The 989-nt window shown below is 47.3% G+C and carries 1 protein-coding gene; it reads left to right on the forward strand.

All coding sequences use genetic code 11. The annotated features are described in order from the left end of the window. Positions 1-923: rod shape-determining protein RodA (gene rodA, locus R8N49_RS25350; protein ID WP_318190240.1), on the forward strand; the 923-nt coding region annotated here is incomplete at its 5' end. Between the last annotated feature and the right edge of the window lie 66 nt (positions 924-989).

The following is a 989-nucleotide window of genomic DNA, read 5'->3' on the forward strand; positions in this document are numbered from 1 at the left end:
TGGTTCTGGCTCAACTTTCTCCACGAACGTATGAAAGCCTGGCGCCACTAATGTTTGTTGCCGGTGTAGTTTTACTATTTGGCGTACTGTTCTTTGGTGAGGCCTCGAAAGGTGCGCAACGCTGGCTCAACCTAGGCTTTGTTCGATTCCAACCGTCCGAATTACTCAAACTTGCGGTACCGTTGATGGTTGCGCGCTATATCGGTCGCCAACCATTACCACCAACATTCCGAACGCTGATTGTTGCGCTAATCATGGTGTGCTTACCAACGATTCTTATCGCGAAACAACCAGATTTGGGAACATCGATTCTGATTGCGGCTTCAGGTATTTTCGTTATTTTCCTAGCAGGCATCAGTTGGAAGATCATCGCAGCGGCTGCCATTGCCTTAGGTGGTTTCATACCAATTTTGTGGTTCTTCTTGATGCGCGAATACCAAAAGGTTCGCGTTCGTACTCTGTTCAATCCAGAATCTGACCCACTTGGCTCTGGTTACCAAATCATTCAGTCGCTGATTGCGATTGGTTCAGGCGGTATGAAAGGCAAAGGTTGGATGAATGCCACACAAGGAACACTGGGCTTTATTCCAGAAAGTCATACCGACTTTATCTTTTCAACCTATGCGGAGGAATGGGGGTTCATTGGCTGTGTGGTATTGCTGACGCTATACCTATTTATTACAGCACGGGTGATGTTGCTAGCATGCCAATCTGAGCACTTTTTTAGTCGCTTAGTCAGTGGCACCTTGGCGATGAGCTTCTTCCTCTACGCCTTTATTAATACTGGAATGGTGAGTGGATTGTTGCCAGTGATGGGAAGCCCGCTTCCATTTTTTAGTTACGGCGGAACGGCCATGCTGACACAGGGCATCTGCTTTGGCGTAATCATGTCTCTGTGTTACTCCAAATACCGTAATACTTAGCGCTGCTCGCAACCATCAGCACGATCAAAAAAGGCTTCCCTCGGGAAGCCTTTTTTACAACAACGA

The organism is Vibrio sp. 1978 (assembly GCF_033344345.1).